We start from the raw sequence: 23366 nt of genomic DNA, 5'->3' as shown, positions 1-23366 counted from the left end.
TGCCTGCTTGTGTTTCCGAGATATGCATGCACTATAAGAGAAGGGTCGTGAAGAAGAACTTCGCGACCCTTTTTCGCTTCAGATTCGTTTGCCAGGGCTGCAAAGACGTTATCGGCGGGCGGAGGTTTCGCCCAGGGGGCGGAGTTCGTCGATAGGGGTCAGGCCCTTCTCGTATTCCCGGAGACGAAGCCCTTCGATCACCGTGCGGGTCACTTCTCTGACAGCCGTTCGCTCGGCGCGATCGAGGTGTTTCCAGAGAAGGCTGCGTCCCAAATCGTCGATTGTGCGCGCAATGACGCGTTGTTTCTCGAGTCCTTCATCGGTGACGTTGACGAAAACGGCCTTGCGGTCGCGGGAGGCCCCCATCCTTCGCACCCAGTTTCGGTCGGAGAGCCTGTCGACGGCGCGCGCCACGTTCACCGTCGACAAACGCAGTTGCGCGGCTATGTCGCCGATTCTCAAAGGACGCTGCGCTTCGTCGAGAAGCTGCATGACGCGGCATTCGCTAAAGGATGCTCCGCATGCTTGCCTCAGCCGTGCTTCGATGGCGATTCTGAATCGCTCGAGCGCGGCGAGTGCGCGCGATGCTGGGTAGTCGGTCGCTTCGCGCTCGGACACTGGCGGGTCTATATGGGAGCATGCGTCGATGGACGTTTCGAGGATGGCCCTCCATGAAGCGTCTTCGGTGGGAAAGAGAGCGTAAAGGCATGCAACAATAGACCTGTTCACGGACGCGACGTGGGAAATCCCATTCTGCGTCGCCGTAATCGATTTCGAGCGAGCGTCCGCATCGTCGGTTTCGCGACGTGCAAACCCTGCTTCTTCCAGTGCGTTTGCAGCCTGCGTGACGACGTTGGGCTTGAGGTCGAGGATTCTTCCGAGGTCTGCCTGCGCGGTCTTTCCGCCTGCTGCCGCGAGCTTTACGAGCATGCGGTACTGGGTGATGCTCAGCTCGCTTGCCGACTTGAGGCCTCGCTTAAGCGCATCGTGCGTCATCTCGAAGGCAACGAAGTAGGCCGAATCGAGCGTGAGGTTTTCTTTTCGAGGGCTCATGGTGTCTTTCTTGCGCGTGATAATCGTTCACTGATGAAACAATATGCTAACCCCGCAGAAAGGATGTATGCGCGCTTGCATCCGCATCGTCGCAAAGTTTCCATGCGAGCTTTCGGCTCTAAAGAGTTTGATCCTGTCGTCTTGCACGGTGCAGGTCGTGCGCTGCCGCTACGAAAGATCGAGCTCGTCGATGACGGCGCGCAGGGCCGCGGCCGACTTTTCAAGCTTGTGGTGCTCCTCCTCGCTGAGGCTGATGGGCACCTTCTGCTCTATCCCTCCGCGGCCGATAATGGCCGGCATGCTGAGCACCACGTCGTCCAGGCCGTAGTCGCCTTCCATGAGGTTCGATACGGGAAGTACCGATTTCTCGTCGCGCACGATCGCTTCGCACAGGCGCTTGACGGTCATGGCGATGCCGTAATAGGTGGCGTTCTTCTTGTCGATGATCTCGTATGCGCTGTTTTTCACCCCTTCGGCAATCCGTCTCATCGACTCTTCGTGCTCGTAGAAGCCTCTCAGCTCGCAGAAGGAGTTGATGGGCACGCCCCCTACGTTCGCCGTGCTCCAGACGGCGATCTCGCTATCGCCGTGCTCGCCGACGATGCGCGCGTGAACCGTGCGGGGATCTACGCCGAGGTGCTGTCCGAGGGCGTATTTGAAACGGGCGGTGTCGAGCACGGTGCCCGATCCCAGCACGCGCCCGAGCGGCAGCCCCGAGAGCTTGATGGTGACGTACGTGAGCACGTCGACGGGGTTCGAGACGATAAGAACGATGCCTTGGTAGTGGCGCTTTGCTATTTCGGGGATGATGGTCTTAAAAATGGCGACGTTTTTCTTCACGAGGTCGAGGCGCGTTTCTCCCGGCCTTTGGTTCGCGCCCGCTGTGATGACGGTTACGGCGGCGTCCGATGCGTCGTCGTAATCTCCCGCGTAGATGTTCATGGGTCGTGCAAAAGGCAATCCGTGGCTGATGTCGAGGGCTTCTCCCTCTGCGCGGTCACGGTCTACGTCGATGAGAACCATCTCGCTGAAAAGTCCGCTTTGCATGAGAGCGAATGCCGAGGACGATCCGACGAATCCGCATCCGACGATGGCCACTTTCCTATCGTTGACCGATTTTGTCATGTTTCCTCCTCGGAAGGTTGTTCAAGTATGCATGCGGTATCGGCGGGACTTTATACGAGCAGCCGCGAGCCGTCAAGGATACTCTTCCGTAGTACAATGCACAGCGCACGAAGCCCTCGCGGCGTTTACGAGGGACGAACAGAAAGGAACGATATGGCCGCATACGATTTCGAGCGTTTGATCGTCGATATTCCCGATTATCCCGAGCCTGGGGTTGTCTTCAAAGACATCACGCCGCTTCTTGCCGATTCGGAGGGATTCGCCGCGGTGGTCGATGCGATCGCCGACCATTTCAAAGATGCGGGCATTACCAAGGTGATAGGAGCCGAAGCTCGGGGATTCATGGTGGGCGCGCCGGTCGCGCGTCGTCTTGACGCCGGCTTCGTTCCTGCGCGCAAGCCTGGGAAGCTCCCGCGCGAAACGGTAAGCGAGAGTTATGCGCTCGAATACGGCACCGACGCGCTCGAGGTTCACGCCGATGCCTTGTCGTCTGACGACGTGGTTCTGCTCGTCGACGACCTGGTTGCAACGGGCGGTACGGCCGTCGCCCAGGCGCATCTCGTCGAACGCTTCGGAGCTCGTCTTGCCGGAATGGGCTTTCTCATGGAGCTCGCGTTTCTTGACCCGCGTTCTGCCATCGCCGAGGCGAGCGACGTCGAGGTGTTCTCGCTCGTGAAGGTGGGCTAGCCCGAAGCTTTCTGACGAAGGGCCGCGTTTCAGGAGCTGAGCGTTGCCGCTCGATACGGCTTCGGACGCGGTCCGCGCGAGGGGTCGTTTGCCGTCGGTTTCGCCCCTACAAGCCGTTTCGCGTACGATGCCAGGCTGCGCCCCAAGGCGCAGGGGACGAATTCAAATAGCCGTTCGACCAGCGGTGATATAATACGGAAATCAAATGTTAAGGAAATGGTAACATTTCGCTCAGAAATCATACAAAACAGGTGGGTATAGTGCATGGCGAACCAGAAAAGAGGGGATTCCCTCGAGAAAGGAGCGATACCATGCAGTATCCCGTTTCCGATTCCTACAAGCTTTTCATCGGCGGCCGCTGGGTCGATGCTTCCGACGGAGCCACGCTTGATACTTATTGCCCTGCGAACGGCGAACGCATCGCGAGCATCGCCGACGCGACGCGCCAAGATGTCGACGCGGCCGTGGATGCGGCTCACGGGGCGTTCGCATCATGGAAAGCGACGCAGAAGGGCGAGCGAGCGCGCATTCTCAACGCCATCGCCGATGTCATCGAAGAAAACGCCGAACATCTCGCCCTCGTCGAATCCATCGACAACGGCAAGCCCATTCGAGAGACGCGCGCGATAGATGTCGCATATTCTGCCGAGCACTTCCGCTATTTCGCCGGCGTCCTTCTTGCTGAAACCGGCGAGGCCGACATGGTGGCGCCGAACATGATGTCGATCGTGGTCCATGAGCCCATCGGCGTGGTCGGACAGATCGTGCCCTGGAATTTCCCGCTGCTCATGGCGGCGTGGAAGCTCGCGCCCGTGCTCGCCGCCGGCGACTGCACCGTTCTCAAGCCGTCTTCCTCCACGTCCCTTTCCGTTCTCGAGCTGGCGCGCCTGACGCAGGGCATCATTCCCGCCGGCGTCTTTAATGTGGTTACGGGTCGCGGTTCGAAATCGGGTCAATATCTGCTTGAGAACACACGAATCGCCAAGCTCGCTTTCACCGGCTCTACCGAGGTCGGGCGCGAGGTTGCTCGGGCCGCGGCCGATCGTCTTATCCCCGCGACGCTCGAGCTGGGTGGAAAATCGGCCAATATTGTTTTCCCCGATGCCAAGAGGGACATGGCCATCGACGGAATCCAGCTGGGTATTCTGTTCAACCAGGGCCAGGTCTGCTGCGCAGGAAGCCGTATCTTCGTCCATGAGGATATATACGACGAATTCGTCTCCGAAGTCGTTGAGGCCTTCAAGAAGGTCAAGGTGGGTCTGCCGTGGAACGAGGACACCCAGATGGGGTCGCAAATCGACGAACGCCAGGCGCAAAAGATACTCGACTACGTGGAATTGGCGAAAGAAGAGGGAGGCCGCGTGCTCGTGGGAGGCCGTCGCGCGACCGAAGGGGAGCTCGCCAAGGGCGCCTTCCTCGAGCCGACGCTGCTCGAAGTTCCGAGCAACTCTTGCCGTGTAGCGCAGGAGGAGATCTTCGGTCCGGTCGCGGTGGTCATGAAGTTCAAGGACGAGCAAGAGGTGATCGACCTTGCTAACGACTCGGTATACGGCCTTGGCGGAGCGGTATGGACGCGCGACATCAATCGGGCTTTCCGTGTGGCGCGTGGGGTGCAGACGGGCCGCATGTGGGTGAACACCTATAACCAGATTCCCGCAGGCGCCCCGTTCGGCGGATACAAGGAGTCGGGCGTCGGCCGCGAGACGCATAAGATGATGCTCGATCATTATTGCCAGACGAAAAACATCCTGATTAACCTAGGGGAAGAACCTTCCGGTTTCTATTCGGTCTAGAATAGAAACCCAGCAAGAAGCCCCGTACCCCAAAGGCCGCGCCGAGAAAAACGATTCGGTGCGGCCTTTTTGCGCGTGCGGCTTCGCTATCATTCGAGGCAGCGTGCGGTTTCGCGCGCTGCAAGGCGGAAGACGGGTCGACGAAGGGTACTGACAATGAACATAGCGGTGAGCAATTGCCTTTTAGGAGCCCGATGCAGATTCGACGCTTCGTCCAAAACGTATCCGGGTCTCATCGAGCTGTTGAACGAGCATGTCGTGGTGCCGATTTGCCCCGAGGAGGAAGGGGGTCTCGGCTGCCCGCGCCCTCCAAGCGAAATCGACGTTGTTCATGGAGGAGAAAGGGTTATCAACGCCGAAGGTGCAGATGTCACGATCGAATTTCGGGAAGGGTCGCGTCTTTGCATCGAGCGGGCGGTAGAGGCCGGCTGCACGCTCGCCGTCTTGAAGTCGAAGAGTCCTGCGTGCGGCGTCGGCGAGGTATATGATGGAACGTTCTCCGGAACGCTTGTTCGGGGGTTCGGGATGGCTGCGCGCGCTTTTTGCGCTACGGGTATCCGCGTCATCGACGAGAAATCTTTCGTTTGCTGCCTTCTGAGGTCTCGTGCTCTTCGCGAAGGAATTCCTCCTCTCGTTTCCGAACATCCCGAGCAACGTCCCATCCTGCATGTTCGGGGCGCCGATTTGATGCCTCTGTCTTTTCAAGATTGCGCATTGCTTCGCGACGGGCTTTCGAGCGCTTCCTCGTTTGCCACGTGCTGGCCGAAAGAATCTTCGGTATGTCGGATTCATGCGTTCGGGGTGCGTTCGGCCGCATCTCGAGCGTCGATGTCGGGGGCGGTGGCTCTGGGCTTCGACGCATTGGGCGGATGCGGCGACGAATGCCTGCTGCGCATGCGTTTTTCTGCTTCCGTTCCTTACGAGGCGGCGTGCTCGGCATTGCATGAGTCTCTTCGCTATGCGTTCGAAGAGCTCGGGTATAAAAGCGCCGTCACCGAAACGCTTTTTTTCGACGAATCGGCGCAGGTCGTGTTGTATCGTGTCGGCTTCGAGCGATCGGGCGAGCGTAGCTCTTGCTCAGACGCGTCTTCGGACGGGAGGGAGAGTCGTGTTACGTGGCGCGTTTCCTCCAGAATTCTTCAATGAGGATTTCGGGGGCATCTCTCTTGCTAACGAACATCTGTTCGTTTATAATGCAAACAGATGTTCGAACGGCTGGCATCGCCTAACTTCTTTCTCGAAGGACAGCCTCTTCTCTGTAAAAGGAGGCGTCATGTCCGTCAATTGTCTGAACCATGCCTACCAGCGTCGCATTGCGGATCGCATAGAACGGCTCGAATACATTGAACCCTGGGATGAGCGTCCGAGCGGCGTCCTTTTGGAGGACGTTCAGGCGGCTCTTTTTGCCTGTGCCTGCCACCATGCGCGCAATTGCGGGCGTCTTGCGCAGTCGCTTTCCGATCAGGCCTCCATTCTTCACGCCACGGGTCTTGCGCGGGGGCGCTTTCTCACGAACTCGGGGGCTGTTTTGTTCTCCGATGCCAACGAGCCCCTTGTGTCGTGCCGTCTTTTTTCGGGCGCGCGCCATGACGGGCTTATCGATTCGGCATCTCACTTCAGCCCGTATGTCTGCGCGCTCGAAGGGGCTCTGTTCTTCATCATGAGCCATTGCCGCAATGCGTTCGGGGTCTTGCTTGACTCGGGGCCTGCCTTTGCCGCGTGGTTGCGCTCGGCCGCGGGGTCTCTGCTTTCCTATGCGTTTCTGCATCGTTCATACGAAGCCCGGTCTGCGGTGCGGGTTTCCATGGAGCCTGGACGTCTTTTCGTGTCGTTTCCCCGTGAGCAGGTTTCGACGCGTTTCGGCGGGGTTTCCTTCCGTTCGAGCGAGGAATTCTGCGTGGATGGGATCTCTAATGTCACGGGGCATGCGGAACTCTTTTCATGCGAAAACGCGCTTCTGGCTCAGAATGCGTATCGCTTCGGCTTTCTCGATGGCGGTCTGCTTGATTGTCCGTCTCTTGTCCGAAAATGCTGCGAATGGGGCTTTTCGCTCGACGTGCAAGAGGGCGCCCGCGAGACTGGCTTGCTTCTGGCGCGCCGCGCAACGCGCGTTTCGTAACGGGTCGGTACTAAGCGGTCTGTCGGGGACGAGTCGTTTTGCAAAATGGGCTATTCTTGTCTTTCATGCTATGAAAGGCGGTTTCAGTGGCGGATCATCGGTATTGCTCAGAAGAGCTCGGTCTTTCTCGAAATCAAGATCTTTCTTCTCAGGGAGAGGGAGATATTTCGGAGGAGGGAATCGGCATGCAGGGAGAAGCGCCTTGCGAAGAGAGGGAGTGCGCCGAGGAGTTTCTTTGCGCCGAAGTTCCCGTTCCTACGATTTTCGTCATGCATGCCTCTGTGGGGTCTGGCCACAGAAGCGCAGCGCTTGCTGTCGCGGAGGCTTTCGAGAAGCTCGTCCAGGAGGGCGATGCGCGAATTCCCGCCAATACTCGCATTGAGGTGCTGGATATTCTCGATTACGGGCGCGTTCCTCTCGACGGAGATAAAACTGCCTCCATGTTTACGGGCCCGACTCGTCCCATATACGATATCACCTGGCGGTTCACCTTCACGGGGCGCCTCCTGTGGGGAGGGGGCACATCCTGGGCGCACGTCATGTTCAAGAAGCTGACCGATTACGTCGAGCAGCGAAAACCCATAGCCGTCGTCTGCACGCACATAACCGCAGCAAACGCTGTGGCGGGGGCGCGGATGCTCACCAAACAAAGGTTCCCCATTGTCTGCGTTCCCACGGATTACGAGATCGAGGGGCTGTGGCCCCACAAAGACGCCGATATGTTCTGCGTCGCTACGGAGGCGATGGCTGAGACGCTTCGTCCGCGCAAGGTTCCGGAAACGCGCATGCAGATCACAGGGATTCCTGTGCGAGGCGGGCTTGGGGAAGAATTCGACACCGCCGCCATACGCGAAGAGATGGGGCTTCCTCAGGACAAAATCGTCGTTCTGGTCATGGCGGGCGCCCATTTGCCTCAGCCGTACGTGAGGTTTCGGGCGACCATGGATGAAACCATGGCGTACCTTAAAGGGCTGTCGGGCATGCACTTCGTTTTTCTTCCCGGCAGGGATGAAGAGTATGCCCTTCGCTTGGAGCGCCAGAGACAGGCCATGGCGATCGACAACATGACGGTCATGGGATATGTGGACAATATGCCCGCTTTAATGGCTGCAAGCGACCTTGCTATCTGCAAATCGGGAGGTCTCACGGTGACCGAATGCCTTTGCTCGAGGCTTCCCATGGTTCTTCTGGGCAGGTCGTACGGCCAGGAGAAGGCGAATACGCTTATGCTCACATCGCTCGGCGTCGGAATGCATGTGACAACCGCTAGAGAGTTGCTGGGGGCTCTGCGGCACCTGCATGCAAACCCCTCCAGCCTGCAGGCCATGCTTACAAACGGGGAGATTCTTAGACGGCCGAACGCGGCGGCCGATATCGCTAACGTTGCGTTGTCGCTTATCGGAACGGTGGGGGAGCCCAAGAAACATTTCATCGAGCTGTATTGGGGTGGCAAACCCGCTCATACGCGGTAATGCGAATATGTCCATCGACGCCTTTCGAAAAGCCTTGTAAGGTGGTGGCTGGCAACAGCGTATTTGTCTCGATTCCGCTAGAACCAGCGAAAGGTGTGGTTTGAATGTTCTACGAACGTATTGGCGCAAAATTCGTCGAAATCGATGAGGATCATGCTGTCTTGTTGACTCCTGTGGTGGATGACATGCTTCAGCCCGATGGGATTCTTCATGGCGGCATGAGTGCTTATTTGGCCGAGTCAACGGCGAACAACGCCGCGAAATACAAGGCTCCCGATGGCGTGCGCGTGGTCGGGTTGGAGCTTACAAGCACACATCTTCTTCCAGTCGAATTGGGGGACACCATTCGCAGCATCGCCACTCCCGTTCGACGGGGCGGCAAAATCCAGGTTTGGAAGGTCGAGCAGTATCGTGAAAGCGACGGCCAGCTCTTCAACGTTTCTCAGCTGACTACGTATACGAAGCGGATGGCTTAGGCGCTTCGGTCTGCGCGATTGTTTCTATACGGATTCTTCCGCTCGCCATCTGGCTTTGTCGCCGCTCGTTGCTCCGCCCCGTTTACCGAGCCTCGGCGCCGAACGGTGAGCAATTAAGTCCCAATTGCCTTTCCGATGATCCGCTCTGATAAAGTGACAGCGGCGAGGTGACTCGCCGCTTTATTTTTTATCGGTAGCAAGGGAGAAAAAGGGAGGAACGATGGAGATAATTGTTTCCCTAGTTGTGGTGCCTTGTATTGCGGCTCTGCTCATGCTTGCAATACGCACCGACAAAGTTCGAGATATCCTGGCGGTTGGCTTTGCCGTTGCCATCGGTGTTCTCTCTATTGTCTTTTCCGTCATGTACCTCGGCTCGGGTCCGGTGTACTTCGAGCTTCCCGCTGAATGGTCGGGCGCTTTGAGCATGGTGAACTTCGCCATAGAGATGGCGGTAGGTGCGTTCATTCTCGCGTACGCCATTCGCTACAAGCGCATCCTGCCCCTCGTTCTCGCCCTGGTTCAGATTATCATCGCCATCTGGCTTGAAACTTCCGTGATGCACGAGGTGGGCTTCTCCACGCAGCTGCGCATCGACGAGCTCTCCATCATCATGGCGCTCATCATCGGAACCGTCGGTTCTGGCATCTGCGTGTATGCGCTCGGCTACATGAAGGACTTCCAGAGCCACCACGCCGACCAAAAGGATCGCCGTCCCTGGTTCTTCGCGCTCATGTTCGCCTTCCTTGCGGCCATGTATAACATCGTGTTTTCCGACAACATGTCGTGGATCTACACGGCTTGGGAAGTCACCACGCTGTGCTCGTTCCTGCTTATCGGCTTCACGAAGACCGAAGAGGCCATCAACAACGCATTCCGCCAGGTCGTCATGAACATGCTCGGCGGCGTCGCCTTCCAAATCGCCATCGCGTTCGCGGCCCTCAACGGACTTCCCCTTGTTTTCAGCGAATTCCTCATGGCGGGTGCGCAGTCCGCAGGCACGACGGCCGCTGCGTTGTTCGCGGTCCCCGTTGTCCTGCTGGCGTTTGCGGGCATGACCAAGGCCGCTCAGATGCCGTTCCACACGTGGCTGCTCGGCGCCATGGTCGCTCCTACGCCTACCAGTGCGCTTCTGCACTCGTCCACCATGGTCAAGGCTGGCGTTTTCCTGCTCATCAAGCTCTCGCCTTTGTTCCTTGCGTTTCCCATCGCCTCCGGCATGGTCGTGCTTGTGGGCGGATTTACGTTCCTGTTCTGCTCGTTCCTTGCTATTTCCCAGTCCAACGCCAAGCGCGTGCTGGCATACTCCACCATTGCTAACCTCGGCTTGATCACCGCCTGCGCCGGCGTCGGCACCCCCGAAGCGGTATGGGCTGCAATCTTCCTGGTTATCTTCCACGCCGTTGCAAAAAGCCTCCTGTTCCTCTGTGTCGGCACGGCAGAGCATCATATCGGCAGCCGCAACATCGAAGACATGGACGAGCTCTTCGAGCGCATGCCGCGTCTTGCCCGCTTCATGATGCTCGGCATCATGTGCATGTTCATCGCTCCGTTCGGTATGCTAGTCTCCAAATGGGCGACGCTCGTCTCCTTTGCGACCACGGGTCAGGTCGTCCTTCTCGTCCTGCTTGCTTTCGGCAGCGCTGCAACGTTTATGTTCTGGGCGAAATGGCTCGGAAAGCTCGCCGGCATCGCTGCTCACCGCGAAAACGTGGAGACTACCGTATATAAGAGCGAATGGTCGGCAATCGTGCTGATGGCCATCTTGGTCGTCGCCGCCTGCATCAATATGCCCGTCCTTTCGGCGTATTTTGTGGAGCCGTATCTGCTGAGCACCTACGGAGCGTACGGCGCCTCGATCGGCCTTGACAACATGGTCATCATGGCCGTCATCGTCGCCTTCATCGCCGTCGTTTTGTTCGGGACCCTGGGCAATTCCAAGGCGCGCACTGTTCCGGTGTATATGGCGGGCATCACGGTTGATTCCGCCAAGCGCGTTTTCCGCGGGTCTCTCGGAGACAGCCGCGAGGCAACGTCTCGCAATTGGTATCTCGAAGGCATTTTCGGAGAAGCACGCCTCGATAAGCCCGCGACCGTGCTGACCGCGGCCATCATCGTCGTATGCATTGCCGCTACGCTTTTCGCAGGCAGCTATTTCATCAATTCTTTCTCCCTGCCTATGTATTTCCAGACGATGTCTTTCAACGAGGGTATCTTCTCCACCCTCATCGGCATGGTCGTCTTCGTGGTGCTCGGCCCGGTTGTCGGCTGCCTGCTCGCTGGCATCGACCGTAAGATCAGCGCTCGCATGCAGGGCCGCGTCGGTCCTCCGCTTCTGCAGCCATACTACGACGTTCGCAAGCTCATCGCGAAAGACAATGTGAGCGTCAACAGCGTCGAGGGCACCTATATCACCTGCGCTCTGATCTTCACCCTTATCGCGGGAGGCGTGTTCTTCGGCGGCGGAAACTTCCTGATGTGCGTATTCCTCGTGACACTTTCCGCGCTGTTCTTCATCCTTGCTGCGTACTCTTCCCGTTCTCCCTATGCCGAGATCGGCGCTGACCGTGAGACGCTTCAGGTCATGGCCTATGAGCCGATGATTCTCTTCGTTGCTATCGGCATGGTTCTTAGCATCGGCACGTTCGACGTCGCAGGGCTGATGGCCTCGCCCGTCCCGATTATTGTGGCAACGTGGCCTATCTTCCTCGGTCTGCTTTTCGTCCTTACCATCAAGCTGAGGAAGTCCCCGTTCGACCTTTCCTATTCGCATCATGCGCACCAGGAGCTCGTCAAGGGCGTGACCACCGAAATGAGCGGCCGCACGCTTGCGAAGGTCGAAGTCATGCATTGGTGCGAAAACGTCCTCTTCCTCGGCTGGGTTGCGCTCTTCTTCGTCTGGAACAATCCCGTTTCGATCCTGCTGGCCGTGGTCGTGGCGTTGGCGATCTATTTCTTCGAGATCTGGATCGACAACAACTTCGCCCGCGTCAAGTGGCAGTCGTGCCTGAAGTGGGCTTGGATCGTTTCGCTCGTTGCCGGCCTAGTCAACATCATCGGACTCGTAGTCCTTATCGTCCTGTAGGAGTTTCGCTATGAGCAGTGTTTCCAAATCACCCTGGGTTATTCACTATGACGGCAGCAGCTGCAACGGCTGCGATATCGAGGTGCTTGCCGCCTTGACTCCGCTCTACGACGTTGAGCGTTTCGGCATTATCAATACGGGCAATCCCAAACATGCCGATATTTTCCTGGTCACCGGCTCGGTCAACGAGCAGAACATCGGTGTGGTACAGGAAATATACGATCAGATGGTCGAGCCGAAAGTTGTCGTGGCGTGCGGAATTTGCGCCTGCTCGGCGGGCATCTTCCACGATTGCTACAACATCATAGGAGGGGTTGACAAAGCCATTCCGGTCGATGTGTATGTGCCAGGATGCGCCGTTCGTCCCGAGGCGATCATTGACGGCGTCGTGCAGGGTCTTGCTATTCTCGAAGAGAAGGCAAAGGCTCTTGCCGAAGCGAAGAAGAAGGGGGAGTAGCGCCATGGCTTTGCATACCACGTTTGCCGAAGTGCGAGCCGACGAGCTTGTCGAGCTCGCCGAGGCGAAGAAGAACGACGGATACCGTTTCGTGCAGATGCTCTGCGTCAACACTGAGGAAGGAATCGACGCTTTGTATTCCTTCATGAAGGGCGACAGTTTGGAGAACTACACGATCAAGGGGATAGACGCCGCCACGCAGAGCGTGCCGTCTGTCACGGGGTCGTTTCTTGCGGCATTTCCCTTCGAGAACGAGGCGCACGATCTATTCGGCTTGAACGTGACGAACATCGCCATCGATTTCAAGGGCGGTTTTTACAAGGTCGCCATGGACAAGCCGATGACGGTCATCTCTCCCGCGCAGAAGGCGGCACGCGAGAAGGCGGCGAAAATCGCAGCCGCCAAAGCCGCTAAAGCCTCTTGCGCGAAACCTTCGGAAGAGGATTTGGAGAAAAAGCTCGCGGGCATGGACCCGGAGAAGGCCGCCAAGGTTCGCGCCGCCATGGAAGCAAAGGCGAAGAGAGAGGCTGAAAAGGCCCAGGCGGAAAAGCAGGCGCAGCTTGAAGAGAAGCTTGCGGGAATGGATCCGGAAAAAGCAGCCAAATTCCGTGCCGCTATGGAGGCGAAGGCGGCACGCGAGTCGGCCCAGAAAGGCGGCGAATAATCATGGGAAAAGCGACAGTTATACCTTTCGGGCCGCAGCACCCCGTCTTGCCCGAGCCTCTTCATCTCGACCTGGTCGTTGAAGACGAGCATGTCATCGAGGCTATACCCCAGATAGGCTTCATCCATCGCGGTCTTGAGAAGCTGGTCGAAACCCGCGACATCCACCAGTTCATCTACGTTGCCGAGCGTATCTGCGGCATCTGCAGCTTCGGCCACTCGCTTGGCTACGCCGAAACGGTCGAAGACCTCATGGGTGTCGAAGTCCCCAAACGCGCCCAGTTCATCCGCGTCATTCTGCACGAGCTTTCTCGTATGCACTCCCATCTGCTCTGGATGGGCCTTGCAGCGGATGCTTTCGGCTTCGAGAGCCTGTTCATGCATTGCTGGCGCCTGCGCGAGCGCGTCCTCGACATTTTCGAAGCCACGACGGGCGGTCGCGTTATTTTGTCCGCCGTGTGCATCGGCGGCGTGAACCGCGATATAGAGAACACCGAGCTGAAAGCCATCGTCGACAAGCTCAACGGCATCAAAGACGAGTACCGCGAGATAACGAACACCTTCCTGAAAGACACTTCGGTCAAAAGTCGCCTCGTCGGCATCGGGCACCTGACTAAGGAGCAGGCCGAAGATTTGTGCATGGTCGGTCCTTTCGCGCGCGCTTCCAACGTGGCGTACGACTGTCGCATGCTCGGCCGGGGCGCTTATGGGGACCTTGAAGGGTTCGAGCCGATTCTCTCGGATGAGGGCGACTGCTACGCCCGATGCAAAGTCCGTGCCTTGGAGGTCAGCCAGTCGATCGACATTATCGAAGAACTCGTTTCCAAGATTCCCGACGACGGCATCGGATCGAAGAGCAAGCTGACTCCGCCGGAGGGCGCCCAGGCTTCAAGCGTGCTCGAGCAGCCTCGCGGCGAATGCTACTACTACGCCCGCGGCAACGGTACGAAGAACCTTGACCGCATGCGCATGCGCACGCCAACCAGCCAGAATCTCGCCGGCATGGTCAAAGCGCTCGAAGGATGCGACCTGGCCGACGTGCCCATGATTATCCTGACCATCGATCCGTGCATCAGCTGTTCTGAAAGGTAGGGGCGCAATGGGAAGCTTCAAACTGGGGAAGATGACCCTGCGTTCGCTGTTCAGCAAGCCTGAGACCGTCATGTATCCGGCTCAGACGCGCTTTCAGCCCGAAGGCCTCAAGGGGAAAGTCCTCAACGACATCGACACATGCATTCTCTGCGGCATCTGCGAAAAGCGCTGCCCGACTGCGGCCATCAGCGTCGTGAAGAAGGAAGGGAAGTGGTCCATCGACCGTTTTCGGTGCGTTCAGTGCGGAACCTGCGTGCGTGAATGCCCGAAAACCTGCCTGACCATGGATCCGGACTATCCTCTCCCGTCGAGCATAAAGAGCGTGGATGCGCTCCATAAACCGGAGCCCTCCGAAGAGGAGAAGGCCGCCAAAGAAGCGGAGAAAGCGGCTCGGATCAAGGCTGCGATGGAAGCGAAGGCGGCGCGCGAGGTGCAGGCCGAAAGCTGACGCGCGGCGCATTGCCGTCAAGAAAGAATCAAGTCTTTCTAATGATTGCGTGACGGCTCGATGACGGTGTCGCGAATATCCCGATATAAAACGAAGCGGGCGAGGAAAGCTGTTACAATCTTTCCTCGCCCGTCTCGTGTTCGGGTGTTTGCAGGTTTACCGAAAAGGGAAGTCATGGCTCAGCAGGAACAAGTAACGAACAAGATATGCACTCTCGCGAACCTCGTTTCGGCGGTTCGCCTCTGCATGGTTCCCGCGTATCTCGTGCTTCTTCTTGACGGGCATGACGTTCTCGCCGCTTTTATGTTCGCTCTTGCCGCGTCGACGGATTTCGTCGACGGACAGCTTGCTCGCAGAACGCATACGGTTTCTCGACTCGGGCAGCTGCTCGATCCGGCCGTCGACAGGCTTCTGATGATCGCGGGCGTCCTGGGTCTTCTTCTCGTGGGACGGCTTCCTCTGTGGATCATAGTCGTCGTCATCGTGCGCGACCTGTTCCTGCTGTGCGGGGCAGCGTATTTGCTGCGCTTCCAGAAGCGCGTGGCCGTGATTTATCTCGGAAAAGTGGCTACGACCTTCCTTTTCATCGGATTCGCCGGGCTTCTTCTCAACCTCCCGCTTATTCCCGGTCTCGGCGTGTGCGATATCGCATGGCTCCCCGGCTTCAATGGCGAGTCTGTCTCGTGGGGCATTTGGTTTGTGTATGTCGGCCTTGCTCTCGCTCTCGTCACGACGGTGGTCTATGTCTCCTGCGGCGTCGCCGCGCTTAAGGAGGCGCGTTGCGAACGCGCCGCGATTTCTTGCGACTGACGCGATTTTCTGAATTTGTCCCTTCACGAATCCACTCTACTAGACTAAAGTATTACAGCGTCAAAGGCGAAGTTTGTCTTTGACGCTGTGTTGTAGAGAAAGGAAATCGCCGATGTACTATCAGGAGGAAATCGAGTGCATGCCTCGCGCTGAACTTGAAGCCTTGCAGGTGGAACGCTTGCGATGGGCTGTCAAGCATGCGTACGAAAACGTCCCTCTGTACAAGCAACGATTCGACGAGGCGGGTCTTGACCCGTATTCCATCGAATCCCTGGAAGACATCAAGCGATTTCCTTTTATCGTCAAGCAGGACATGCGTGACGCGTATCCGTTCGGGCTGTTCGCGGTCGACCGCTCCGAGGTCAAGCGCCTCCATGCCTCCTCGGGCACGACCGGTCAGGCCACCGTTGTAGGCTATACGGAAAACGACCTGAAGAACTGGGGCGATTGTTTCGCTCGCGGCATTGCCATGGTCGGCGGTAGCGCAGAATCCACGATGCAGGTTTCGTATGGTTACGGCCTGTTCACGGGCGGCCTCGGGGCCCATATGGGCGGCGAGGTGGCCGGCTGTACGGTCGTCCCCATGTCCACGGGCAATACGAAGCGCCAGATTCAGATCATGAAGGATTTCGGAACCGACATCCTCTGCGCCACGCCTTCGTATGCGCTTCTCATCGCTGATACGGCGATCGAGATGGGCTACGATCCCGCGAAGGATTTTCCGATCTCCGGTGTTATCTTGGGTGCAGAGCCGGCATCTGAGCATATGCGTGAAGAGATTCGCCAAAAGTTCGGCGTGAAATACTGCGACGTCTACGGCCTTTCCGAGATTATGGGGCCTGGTGTCGCCATGGAATGCTCCGAAAGCCACGGTCTGCATGTCGCCGAGGACCAGTTCCTCGTCGAGATCGTCGACCCCGAGACGCTTGAGCCCGTGCCCGACGGGCAGCTCGGCGAGCTTGTAATCACGACGCTCACGCGCGAGTGCAGCCCTCTCATCCGCTACCGCACGCGCGACCTCACCCGCATCATTGATGAGCCTTGCGCTTGCGGACGCACCCATCGCAAAATCGACCGCATCGTGGGACGCACCGACGACATGCTCATCATCCGCGGCGTCAACGTATTTCCGTCTCAGATCGAGCAGGTCATCACCGGATTCCCCGAAATCGTTCCGCATTATCAGATCGTCCTCACCACCAAAGGCACGCTCGATCATGTGGAGCTTCGCGTGGAGACCGCGCCCGATTTTTCCTTCGACGAAATTCGCGCCCTCGAAGATTTGCGCCGTCGTCTTGCGGCGGAGCTGAAGAGCAACCTTCAGATTGCGGTCGACATCAAGATCGTCGAGCCGAAGACCATCGAGCGCAGCGAAGGCAAGGCGAAACGCGTCATAGACCTGCGTAACAAAGACTAATCGCGCACGATGCGCCCGCGAAGGGCGCATCTTCGAACAAGGAGACATCATGATTGAGCAGCTTACCGTTCTTCTCGAGAACGAGAAGGGACGCCTTTCGACCCTGTGCAGAGATCTTGCGAACGCAGACGTCAACATGCACGACCTCTTTGTCGCCGATACGTCGGACTTCGGCATCGTTCGCATCTTCTGCGACACCCCGAGGCGTGCGGCCCGTGTTCTCGAGGAGGCGGGCTATCGCGCCCGCGTCGTCGAGGTTCTCGCGGTCCGTGTTCCCAACGTCGCAGGCGGTCTGGCTTCTCTTCTCGAGGCCATCGACGAGTGCGGTTCCAACGTCGAATACGGCTACTGTTTTTCTCGGGGAGAAGAAACGGCCATTGACGTTTTGAAGGTGGCCGACGCCTCCATCGAGGCTACACTGTCTGAGAAAGGTTTCGATATCGTAAAGGCAGAGGAAGTCTACGCGCTCGATGAATAAAACAGGAATCGACAACGGTCTTTTCAACACAGGACGGAACTCTGAAACGGGGTTCCGTCCTTCTGGTGCAGGAGATTCGCGTTCGTCCGCCAGTGCATTGCACTGGCCGCGGCGCGCGTCCTCGCGAACGATTGCAGGTTTTTTTGCGAAAAGCGCCCTCTGCGCGCTCGTTCTTTCCGTCTCGTTCGGCCTGCCCGCTTATGCGGACGTGCGTCCTACCGACGAGATTGTTTCCGAGCCCATCTCGTCGTCGGGTGTAGCCGCGGCGCTTTGTCCCGATATTCAGGCGGAAAACGCTCTGCTTGTATCCGAGGACGGAACCGTGTATTTCTCGCGCGATGCCTCGGAGCCGGTGAAAATCGCCTCTATCACCAAGGTCATGACGGCCATCGTGGCGCTTGAGAACGCGTCGCTTGACACCGTGGTCACCGTGGACGAAGAGGCGGCGACGGTGGGCGAGTCGTCTGCGGGGCTTCTGCAGGGCGATTCCATGGATTTGCAGACCGCCCTTTACGCGTTGATGGTGCCGTCGGGAAACGACGCCGCCGTCGCTATCGCGAAGTGCGTCGGACCTCTTCTTCCTTCCTACGATGGAACGAACGCCCTGGAGGCTTTCGTCGCCGCCATGAACGAGAAGGCCGAAGAGCTGGGCTGCTCCGATACGCTGTATTCTAATCCCCATGGACTCGATGCGGACGGTTACGAGAGCGACGCCCATTCTACCGCCGCCGACGTGGGCATCGTCGTGAGCTACGCTATGGAAAACGACCTTTTCCGAGAAATCGTCGATGCGGGGGATACGTCGATCGTCGTACAGGACGCGCAGGGTCAAGATCGAGAAATCAACCTCGTGTCCACCGATGAGCTCATCGGCGTCTACGAGGGGATCTGCGGAGTGAAGACGGGAACCACCATAGAAGCCGGATACTGCTTCGCAGGCGCGGTCTCTCGCGATGAGGGGGAGTTCTACAGCGTTGTTCTCGGAAGCCCCGACAGCGATGCCCGCTTCGCCGATACGGTGACTCTTTTCGACTGGATGTATGGCAACATCGTCGAGCAAAGGCTCATCAACGCCGATTCGTCCGTCGACTATCAGGGGGCTCAAGCTCCTCTTGTCGCGAATGTCGCCCATACCGAATGGGTGGACTGCCTTGTGCCGGCAACGGTTCTCGATCCCGATATCGCCGTGCGCGTATTCTCCCTTGCCGGCGACATCGAGCAAAACGTCACGTATCGCGATTTGAAGGGAGACGTATCCGCTGGAGACGTGGTAGGCTCGATTGAATTCGTGCAGAACGAAACGACCGTTGCTAGCTGCGATTTGATCGCGGCGTCCGACGTGGCGGCTCCCAACATCTTTCAGCGGATCGGCGTGTTGTTCGACAGGGCCGTTCGAGAATTCCAGAACCAGCCTCTTCAGGCGACGTCCGTCTGCCTGAATACGCCTTCGCCCGTCTCCGACCGATAATCCTCATGCGTCCTTCGAAGGACGCCGTTGCAAGAAAGGAAATGACCATGGCTACCGTGTGCCCCGTCTGCAATGCGCCGCTTGGCGAATCCGACTCCGCATGCCCTGTGTGCGGATTCAAACTTCTTGGACGCACGCAGGCGTTTTCGCCCATCACCACCGTGCAATCCGCGGAAAATACCGCCTCCGCCTCCATTCTCGAAGAGGCTACTTTGCGCATCGTGAAGGGTCCTCAGGTCGGAAACGTCTTCCGTCTTTCTTGCGAGCAGATAACCGTGGGGCGAAGTCCCCAGTGCGACATCTTCCTCAACGACATGACCGTTTCGCGTATGCATGCGACCCTCGATCGCGTTCCAGGAGGCTACAAGATCGTCGACGCCGATTCCTTCAACGGGCTTTGGGTCAACAATCTCAATGTGAAAGAGGCCGTTCTCAACGACGGGGATGTCGTTCAAATCGGCACATTCTGCCTTTTGTACCAGTCCACCCCTCGCGTGTAGAGCTCGGCATTGCAAAGTAAGGATAGTGCTATGGAGTTGATTTCTGGAAACGAAGCTATCGCCCGAGGCGCCTGGGAGGCCGGAGCGGCGATCGGCGTCGCGTATCCGGGCACGCCTTCCACCGAAACCATGGAGGCGTTTTCGAAGCTGCCCGACGTGTATGCGGAATGGTGTCCCAACGAGAAGGTCGCTGTCGAGGTTGGGCTTGGCGCGTCTGCCGCTGGGAGGCGCGTCCTTTCCACGATGAAGCACGTTGGCGTCAATGTGGCCGCCGACCCCCTGTTCACCGCCGCCTATACCGGCGTCGGAGGAGGCATGGTCGTTCTTGCGGCCGACGACCCGGGAATGCATTCGTCTCAAAACGAACAGGACTCTCATTATTATGCGGCAGCGGCGCATATTCCCATGCTCGACCCCGCAGACAGCGCCGAGGCGCTAGCTTTCACGCGCGAAGCCTTCGAGCTTTCGGAGCGTTTCGACGTGCCCGTGTTCATTCGCTCGACCGTGCGTGTCTCCCATACGAAATGCCCGGTAGAGCTTGGGGAGAGGGCTTCCGTCGACCGAAAGCCCTACGAAAAAGACCAGTCAAAGTGGGTCATGATGCCGCTTTACGCAAAAGGACGCAGGCTTTCGCTCGATGAGCGCATCGAACGCGTGCGCGCCTTCGCCGAGTCTTCTCCTTTGAATCGCATCGAAGAGGGTTCTTCAGAGATCGGGGTTATCTGCCTGGGTGCGACGTATCAGCACGTGCGCGAGGCGCTGCCCGAGGCGAGCATTCTTAAGCTCGGCATTTCCTGGCCCCTTCCTCCCAAGTTGCTTGAGACCTTCGCGAATTCGGTCGAGAAGGTCTACGTGGTCGAAGAGGCTTCTACGTATCTCTCTGATCAGGTGAAAGCCGCGGGCATTGCGCTGGAAGCCCCCGTAGGAGAAATCCCGCCGTATGGAGAGCTCACGCCCGGTGTGATCGCGCAGGCTTTCGGCGCCGAGGCCGCAAGCTGCCACGAGGTTCCCGATGGCATTCCTCCTCGTCCTCCCGCGCTCTGTCCTGGATGCCCCCATCGTCTGGTTTTCCGCGAGCTCGCTCGCATGAAAGCTATCGTTACCGGTGATATCGGGTGCTATACGCTCGGTGCCATGGCGCCGCTTTCGGCGATCGACACGTGCGTGGATATGGGTGCGTCCATTTCTATGGCTCACGGTTTCGAGCTCGGTCTTGAAGGCGTCGACCATAAGCCCGTCGTTGCCGTTATCGGCGACTCCACGTTCGCCCATTCGGGAATCGCCTCGCTGCTCAATACCGTTTACAACTGCGGTGTGGGCACGGTATGCATCCTGGACAACCGCACCACCGCGATGACCGGCCACCAGGGCAATCCCGTGAACGGCGTTACGCTACAGCATCGTCCCAGCCGTGAGCTCGATTTGCCCGCGCTTGTGCGTGCCCTTGGCGTGGACGATGTTCGAACGGTCGACCCCATGGATATGAAGGAGACGCGTCGCGCCCTTAAGGAGGCTGTCGCCTCCGATTGCCTGAGCGTCATCGTGTTCCAGTCTCCGTGTGTGCTTCTGACCAAAGATCGCGCTGCGGCGTATGAGGTGAGAAGCGACTGTCGTGCATGCGGGACGTGTTCGCTGCTTGGCTGCCCTGCTATATCGTGCGATCCTGAAACGAAGACGGCTTCCATCGATGCTTCCCTGTGCGTCGGGTGCTCCCAGTGCGCCCAGGCGTGTCCCTACGGGTGCATCGAACAGACGGGAGGTTCCCATGAATAACACCACCACGGTTCTTCTGTGCGGAGTCGGCGGTCAGGGCGCGCTCCTTGCTGCCGATATCCTTGCACGATGCGCAATGGCGTGCGGCGATGATGTGAAGCTTTCGGAAATCCATGGAATGGCGCAACGAGGCGGGGCCGTCACGACGGTGGTGCGCCTGGGAAAGAACGTGCGCTCCATGCGGGCCGACAAAGGAGAGGTCGACTATCTCGTCTCCTTCGAGACCACCGAGGCGCTGCGCAATCTCGACTACGTGAAGCGCGACGGCGTGCTTATCACCAATGACGAATCCATCAAGCCGCTTCCTGTGCTGACGGGCAAGATCGAGATGCCGCGCGCCGCTCGCAAGACCCTTGCATCCTATGGCGCCAAGGTTGTTCCGGCCGAGCTTCTCGCCAAGCAGGCCGGAAGCACGAAGGCCGTCAACATCGTTTTGCTCGGAGCGCTTTCGGCGTATCTGGACTATCCCGAAGAGGTATGGGAGAGCGTGATCGAGCAGCGCGTTCCCGCCCGATTCAAAGACGTCAACCTTAAAGCATTCGCCATGGCGCGCGCCTATATGCGCGAACATGCCGACCAGGAGGCTTAGGACATGGGTGTTTCTCAAATCAGCGTATTCATCGAGAGCCGTCCGGGACATATGTCCCGCGTGCTTGAGTCGTTCAACGAAGCCCGCGTCAGCGTACGCGGGTACAGCGCATCCGATACGGGGGATTACGGCATCGTCCGTTTCATCGTCGACGATCCCGACAAAGCGCTCTCGGTCCTAGAGCAGATGGGCGCGGCAGCCACCAAGACAGAAGTGCTATGCTTGCGCCTTGCCGACAAACCCGGCGAGCTCGCCCGCATCATGGGAATCATGGCCCGAAACAACATCAACGTGGTATACAGCTACTCTCTCATCTCGACCTATATCGCCATTTCGGTCAAAGACCTGAAGGCGGCCGAGGATATCCTTCGCGGCGAGCCCGTGGAGCTGATAGAGCAAAGCGACCTCGTGGGGTATTTCGATTCCGTCGAAGCGCAGGGCAACGCTCCGGAAGAAGGCAGGTAGTCTGGTGGATATCACGAAAAAAGGCGCAGCGCTTAAGGCCGCTGCGGCAGGCCGCTTCGACGAGCTGCCTATTCATAACCCTTCGATTGAGTGCGCAAGCCGCGAGCGCATTCGCGCCATTCAGCTCGCACGCCTTATCGACCAGGTCGAATGGACATATGGCCATGTATCATGGTATCGCGAGCGCATGGACGAAATGGGCGTGAAGCCTTCCGACATCAAAACGCTCGATGATGTGCGCAAGCTTCCCTTCACGGACAAGGCGGTTCTGCGCGACACATTTCCGTACGGGCTGTTCGCCGTGCCGCTGGATGAAGTGGTGGAGCTTCATGCCTCTTCGGGCACGACGGGCAAACCCATTGTGGTCGGTTATAACAAAGAAGACATGGATCTGTGGGCCGATTGCATCATGCGTCTCGTTCAGATGGCGGGCGTGGTGCCGAGCGACCGTGTCCAGATGGCTTTCGGCTATGGCATGTTCACCGGCGGATTCGGTCTTCATTACGGCCTCCAGCGTCTGGGCTGCATGATGATTCCCGCGGGATCGGGCAATACGGAGCGGCAGATTCAGATGATTCAGGATTACGGATCGACCGTCTTTGTCTCAACGCCGTCGTACGCACTGCATGTATGCGAGGTCGGCGAGAAGATGGGCTTCGATTGGGAAAAGAGCACGCTTCGCGTCGGCCTGTTCGGCGGCGAGCCGTGCACGCCTGCCTTGAAGGCAGAAATCGAACGCCGCATGCATATCGTATGCACCGACAACTACGGCTTGACCGAGGTCATGGGCCCCGGTGTTTCGGGGGAGTGCCTCGCCGAGCGCGACATGCAGCATATCGCCGAAGACCATTTCCTGTGGGAGGTCGTAGACCCTGAAACTGACGAGCCCGTTGCCGAGGGAGAGATGGGCGAGCTCATCCTGACCCCGCTCGGCAAGCATGCCATCCCGGTGCTTCGTTACCGTACCCATGATTTAACACGCGTCGTGACCGAGCCTTGCGCGTGCGGTCGTACGACCGCACGCATGCAGAAGGTGCGTTCGCGCTCCGACGACATGCTCATCATCCGCGGAACGAACGTCTTTCCCAGCCAGGTCGAAGACGTTCTCTCGGGAATTGCAGGGGTCACGCCCCATTACCGCATCGTCGTCGACAACGAGACGGGCCTTGATCGCATGACCGTGCATGTAGAGCTGCGCCCCGAGGCATTCTCCGACTCCTTCGAGGAAATGGACGCGTTCCGACGCCATATCGAAGAAAAGCTCAAGGGCGTTTTGCTCGTGGGTTCCAAAGTGAAGCTGGTGGAGCCTGGCGGCATCGAGCGTAGCGTCGGCAAGATGAAGCATGTCGAAGATCGACGCGTGAAATAGAGCGATTGCATCGTTGCGCCGCCATGGCAC

Annotated in this window: 22 protein-coding genes; 20 read left to right on the top strand and 2 right to left on the bottom strand. The window is 58.3% G+C overall.

Annotated elements, in window-relative coordinates:
• Positions 1-108: 108 nt before the first annotated feature.
• Positions 109-1053 (bottom strand): MarR family transcriptional regulator, encoded by a 945-nt coding sequence (locus HMPREF9451_RS03895; protein ID WP_009139007.1) that lies wholly within the window; start codon positions 1051-1053, stop codon positions 109-111.
• Between the two features lie 168 nt (positions 1054-1221).
• A complete protein-coding gene (locus HMPREF9451_RS03890) occupies positions 1222-2178 on the bottom strand; it encodes an L-lactate dehydrogenase (RefSeq protein WP_009139006.1) in 957 nt (318 codons plus the stop codon).
• A 153-nt stretch (positions 2179-2331) separates the two neighbouring features.
• On the opposite strand from HMPREF9451_RS03890, the gene HMPREF9451_RS03885 reads away from it, so the two are divergent.
• The 20 genes from HMPREF9451_RS03885 to HMPREF9451_RS03790 all read left to right on the top strand — a co-directional run bounded on the left by HMPREF9451_RS03885 (position 2332) and on the right by HMPREF9451_RS03790 (position 23336).
• Entirely contained in the window at positions 2332-2865 is a 534-nt protein-coding gene (locus tag HMPREF9451_RS03885; protein ID WP_009139005.1) for an adenine phosphoribosyltransferase, read from the top strand.
• A gap of 311 nt (positions 2866-3176) precedes the next feature.
• Positions 3177-4658 (top strand): aldehyde dehydrogenase family protein, encoded by a 1482-nt coding sequence (locus tag HMPREF9451_RS03880; protein WP_009139004.1) that lies wholly within the window; start codon positions 3177-3179, stop codon positions 4656-4658.
• A gap of 156 nt (positions 4659-4814) precedes the next feature.
• Positions 4815-5804 (top strand): 2-thiouracil desulfurase family protein, encoded by a 990-nt coding sequence (locus HMPREF9451_RS09375; protein WP_009139003.1) that lies wholly within the window; start codon positions 4815-4817, stop codon positions 5802-5804.
• A 127-nt stretch (positions 5805-5931) separates the two neighbouring features.
• Entirely contained in the window at positions 5932-6777 is an 846-nt protein-coding gene (locus HMPREF9451_RS03870; protein WP_009139002.1) for a hypothetical protein, read from the top strand.
• 86 nt (positions 6778-6863) lie between these two features.
• Positions 6864-8249, top strand: coding sequence for an MGDG synthase family glycosyltransferase (locus tag HMPREF9451_RS03865; RefSeq protein ID WP_232204090.1), 1386 nt, complete (start codon positions 6864-6866; stop codon positions 8247-8249).
• A 104-nt stretch (positions 8250-8353) separates the two neighbouring features.
• Positions 8354-8725: a PaaI family thioesterase gene (locus HMPREF9451_RS03860; protein ID WP_009139000.1), complete on the top strand. Its 372-nt coding sequence runs from the start codon at positions 8354-8356 to the stop codon at positions 8723-8725.
• A 220-nt stretch (positions 8726-8945) separates the two neighbouring features.
• Positions 8946-11807, top strand: a complete 2862-nt coding sequence (locus HMPREF9451_RS03855; RefSeq protein WP_009138999.1) for a proton-conducting transporter transmembrane domain-containing protein — start codon at positions 8946-8948, stop codon at positions 11805-11807.
• A 10-nt stretch (positions 11808-11817) separates the two neighbouring features.
• Entirely contained in the window at positions 11818-12264 is a 447-nt protein-coding gene (locus HMPREF9451_RS03850; RefSeq protein WP_009138998.1) for an NADH-quinone oxidoreductase subunit B family protein, read from the top strand.
• Positions 12265-12268: 4 nt separating this feature from the next.
• On the top strand, positions 12269-12928 hold the full coding sequence (locus tag HMPREF9451_RS03845; protein WP_009138997.1) for an NADH-quinone oxidoreductase subunit C: 660 nt from the start codon (positions 12269-12271) through the stop codon (positions 12926-12928).
• Positions 12929-12930: 2 nt separating this feature from the next.
• Positions 12931-14019, top strand: coding sequence for a hydrogenase large subunit (locus tag HMPREF9451_RS03840; protein ID WP_009138996.1), 1089 nt, complete (start codon positions 12931-12933; stop codon positions 14017-14019).
• Between the two features lie 7 nt (positions 14020-14026).
• Entirely contained in the window at positions 14027-14467 is a 441-nt protein-coding gene (locus tag HMPREF9451_RS03835) for a 4Fe-4S dicluster domain-containing protein (protein WP_009138995.1), read from the top strand.
• Positions 14468-14641: 174 nt separating this feature from the next.
• Positions 14642-15277 carry a CDP-alcohol phosphatidyltransferase family protein gene (locus HMPREF9451_RS03830; protein ID WP_009138994.1) on the top strand — a complete coding sequence of 212 codons (636 nt, stop codon included), beginning with the start codon at positions 14642-14644 and terminating at the stop codon, positions 15275-15277.
• Between the two features lie 112 nt (positions 15278-15389).
• Positions 15390-16694 carry a phenylacetate--CoA ligase family protein gene (locus tag HMPREF9451_RS03825; protein WP_009138993.1) on the top strand — a complete coding sequence of 435 codons (1305 nt, stop codon included), beginning with the start codon at positions 15390-15392 and terminating at the stop codon, positions 16692-16694.
• Positions 16695-16743: 49 nt separating this feature from the next.
• The gene (locus HMPREF9451_RS03820) at positions 16744-17172 is read left to right on the top strand and encodes an amino acid-binding protein (protein WP_009138992.1); all 429 of its coding nucleotides are present in this window, start codon (positions 16744-16746) and stop codon (positions 17170-17172) included.
• Positions 17165-18640 carry a D-alanyl-D-alanine carboxypeptidase family protein gene (locus HMPREF9451_RS03815; protein ID WP_009138991.1) on the top strand — a complete coding sequence of 492 codons (1476 nt, stop codon included), beginning with the start codon at positions 17165-17167 and terminating at the stop codon, positions 18638-18640. The genes HMPREF9451_RS03820 and HMPREF9451_RS03815 overlap by 8 nt, the downstream gene beginning before the upstream one ends.
• Before the next feature lie 47 nt (positions 18641-18687).
• Positions 18688-19140, top strand: a complete 453-nt coding sequence (locus HMPREF9451_RS03810) for an FHA domain-containing protein (protein WP_009138990.1) — start codon at positions 18688-18690, stop codon at positions 19138-19140.
• Positions 19141-19170: 30 nt separating this feature from the next.
• A complete protein-coding gene (locus tag HMPREF9451_RS03805; protein WP_009138989.1) occupies positions 19171-20913 on the top strand; it encodes a thiamine pyrophosphate-dependent enzyme in 1743 nt (580 codons plus the stop codon).
• Positions 20906-21502, top strand: a complete 597-nt coding sequence (locus HMPREF9451_RS03800; RefSeq protein ID WP_009138988.1) for an indolepyruvate oxidoreductase subunit beta — start codon at positions 20906-20908, stop codon at positions 21500-21502. The genes HMPREF9451_RS03805 and HMPREF9451_RS03800 overlap by 8 nt, the downstream gene beginning before the upstream one ends.
• Before the next feature lie 3 nt (positions 21503-21505).
• A complete protein-coding gene (locus tag HMPREF9451_RS03795; RefSeq protein WP_009138987.1) occupies positions 21506-21967 on the top strand; it encodes an amino acid-binding protein in 462 nt (153 codons plus the stop codon).
• A gap of 4 nt (positions 21968-21971) precedes the next feature.
• On the top strand, positions 21972-23336 hold the full coding sequence (locus HMPREF9451_RS03790; protein WP_009138986.1) for a phenylacetate--CoA ligase family protein: 1365 nt from the start codon (positions 21972-21974) through the stop codon (positions 23334-23336).
• Positions 23337-23366 lie beyond the last annotated feature (30 nt).

Origin of the sequence: Slackia piriformis YIT 12062 (assembly GCF_000296445.1) — a bacterium.
GTDB classification, from domain to species: domain Bacteria; phylum Actinomycetota; class Coriobacteriia; order Coriobacteriales; family Eggerthellaceae; genus Slackia; species Slackia piriformis.
The sequence above is the reverse complement of the archived record's forward strand: the minus strand, read 5'-3'. Positions and strand labels throughout refer to the sequence as shown.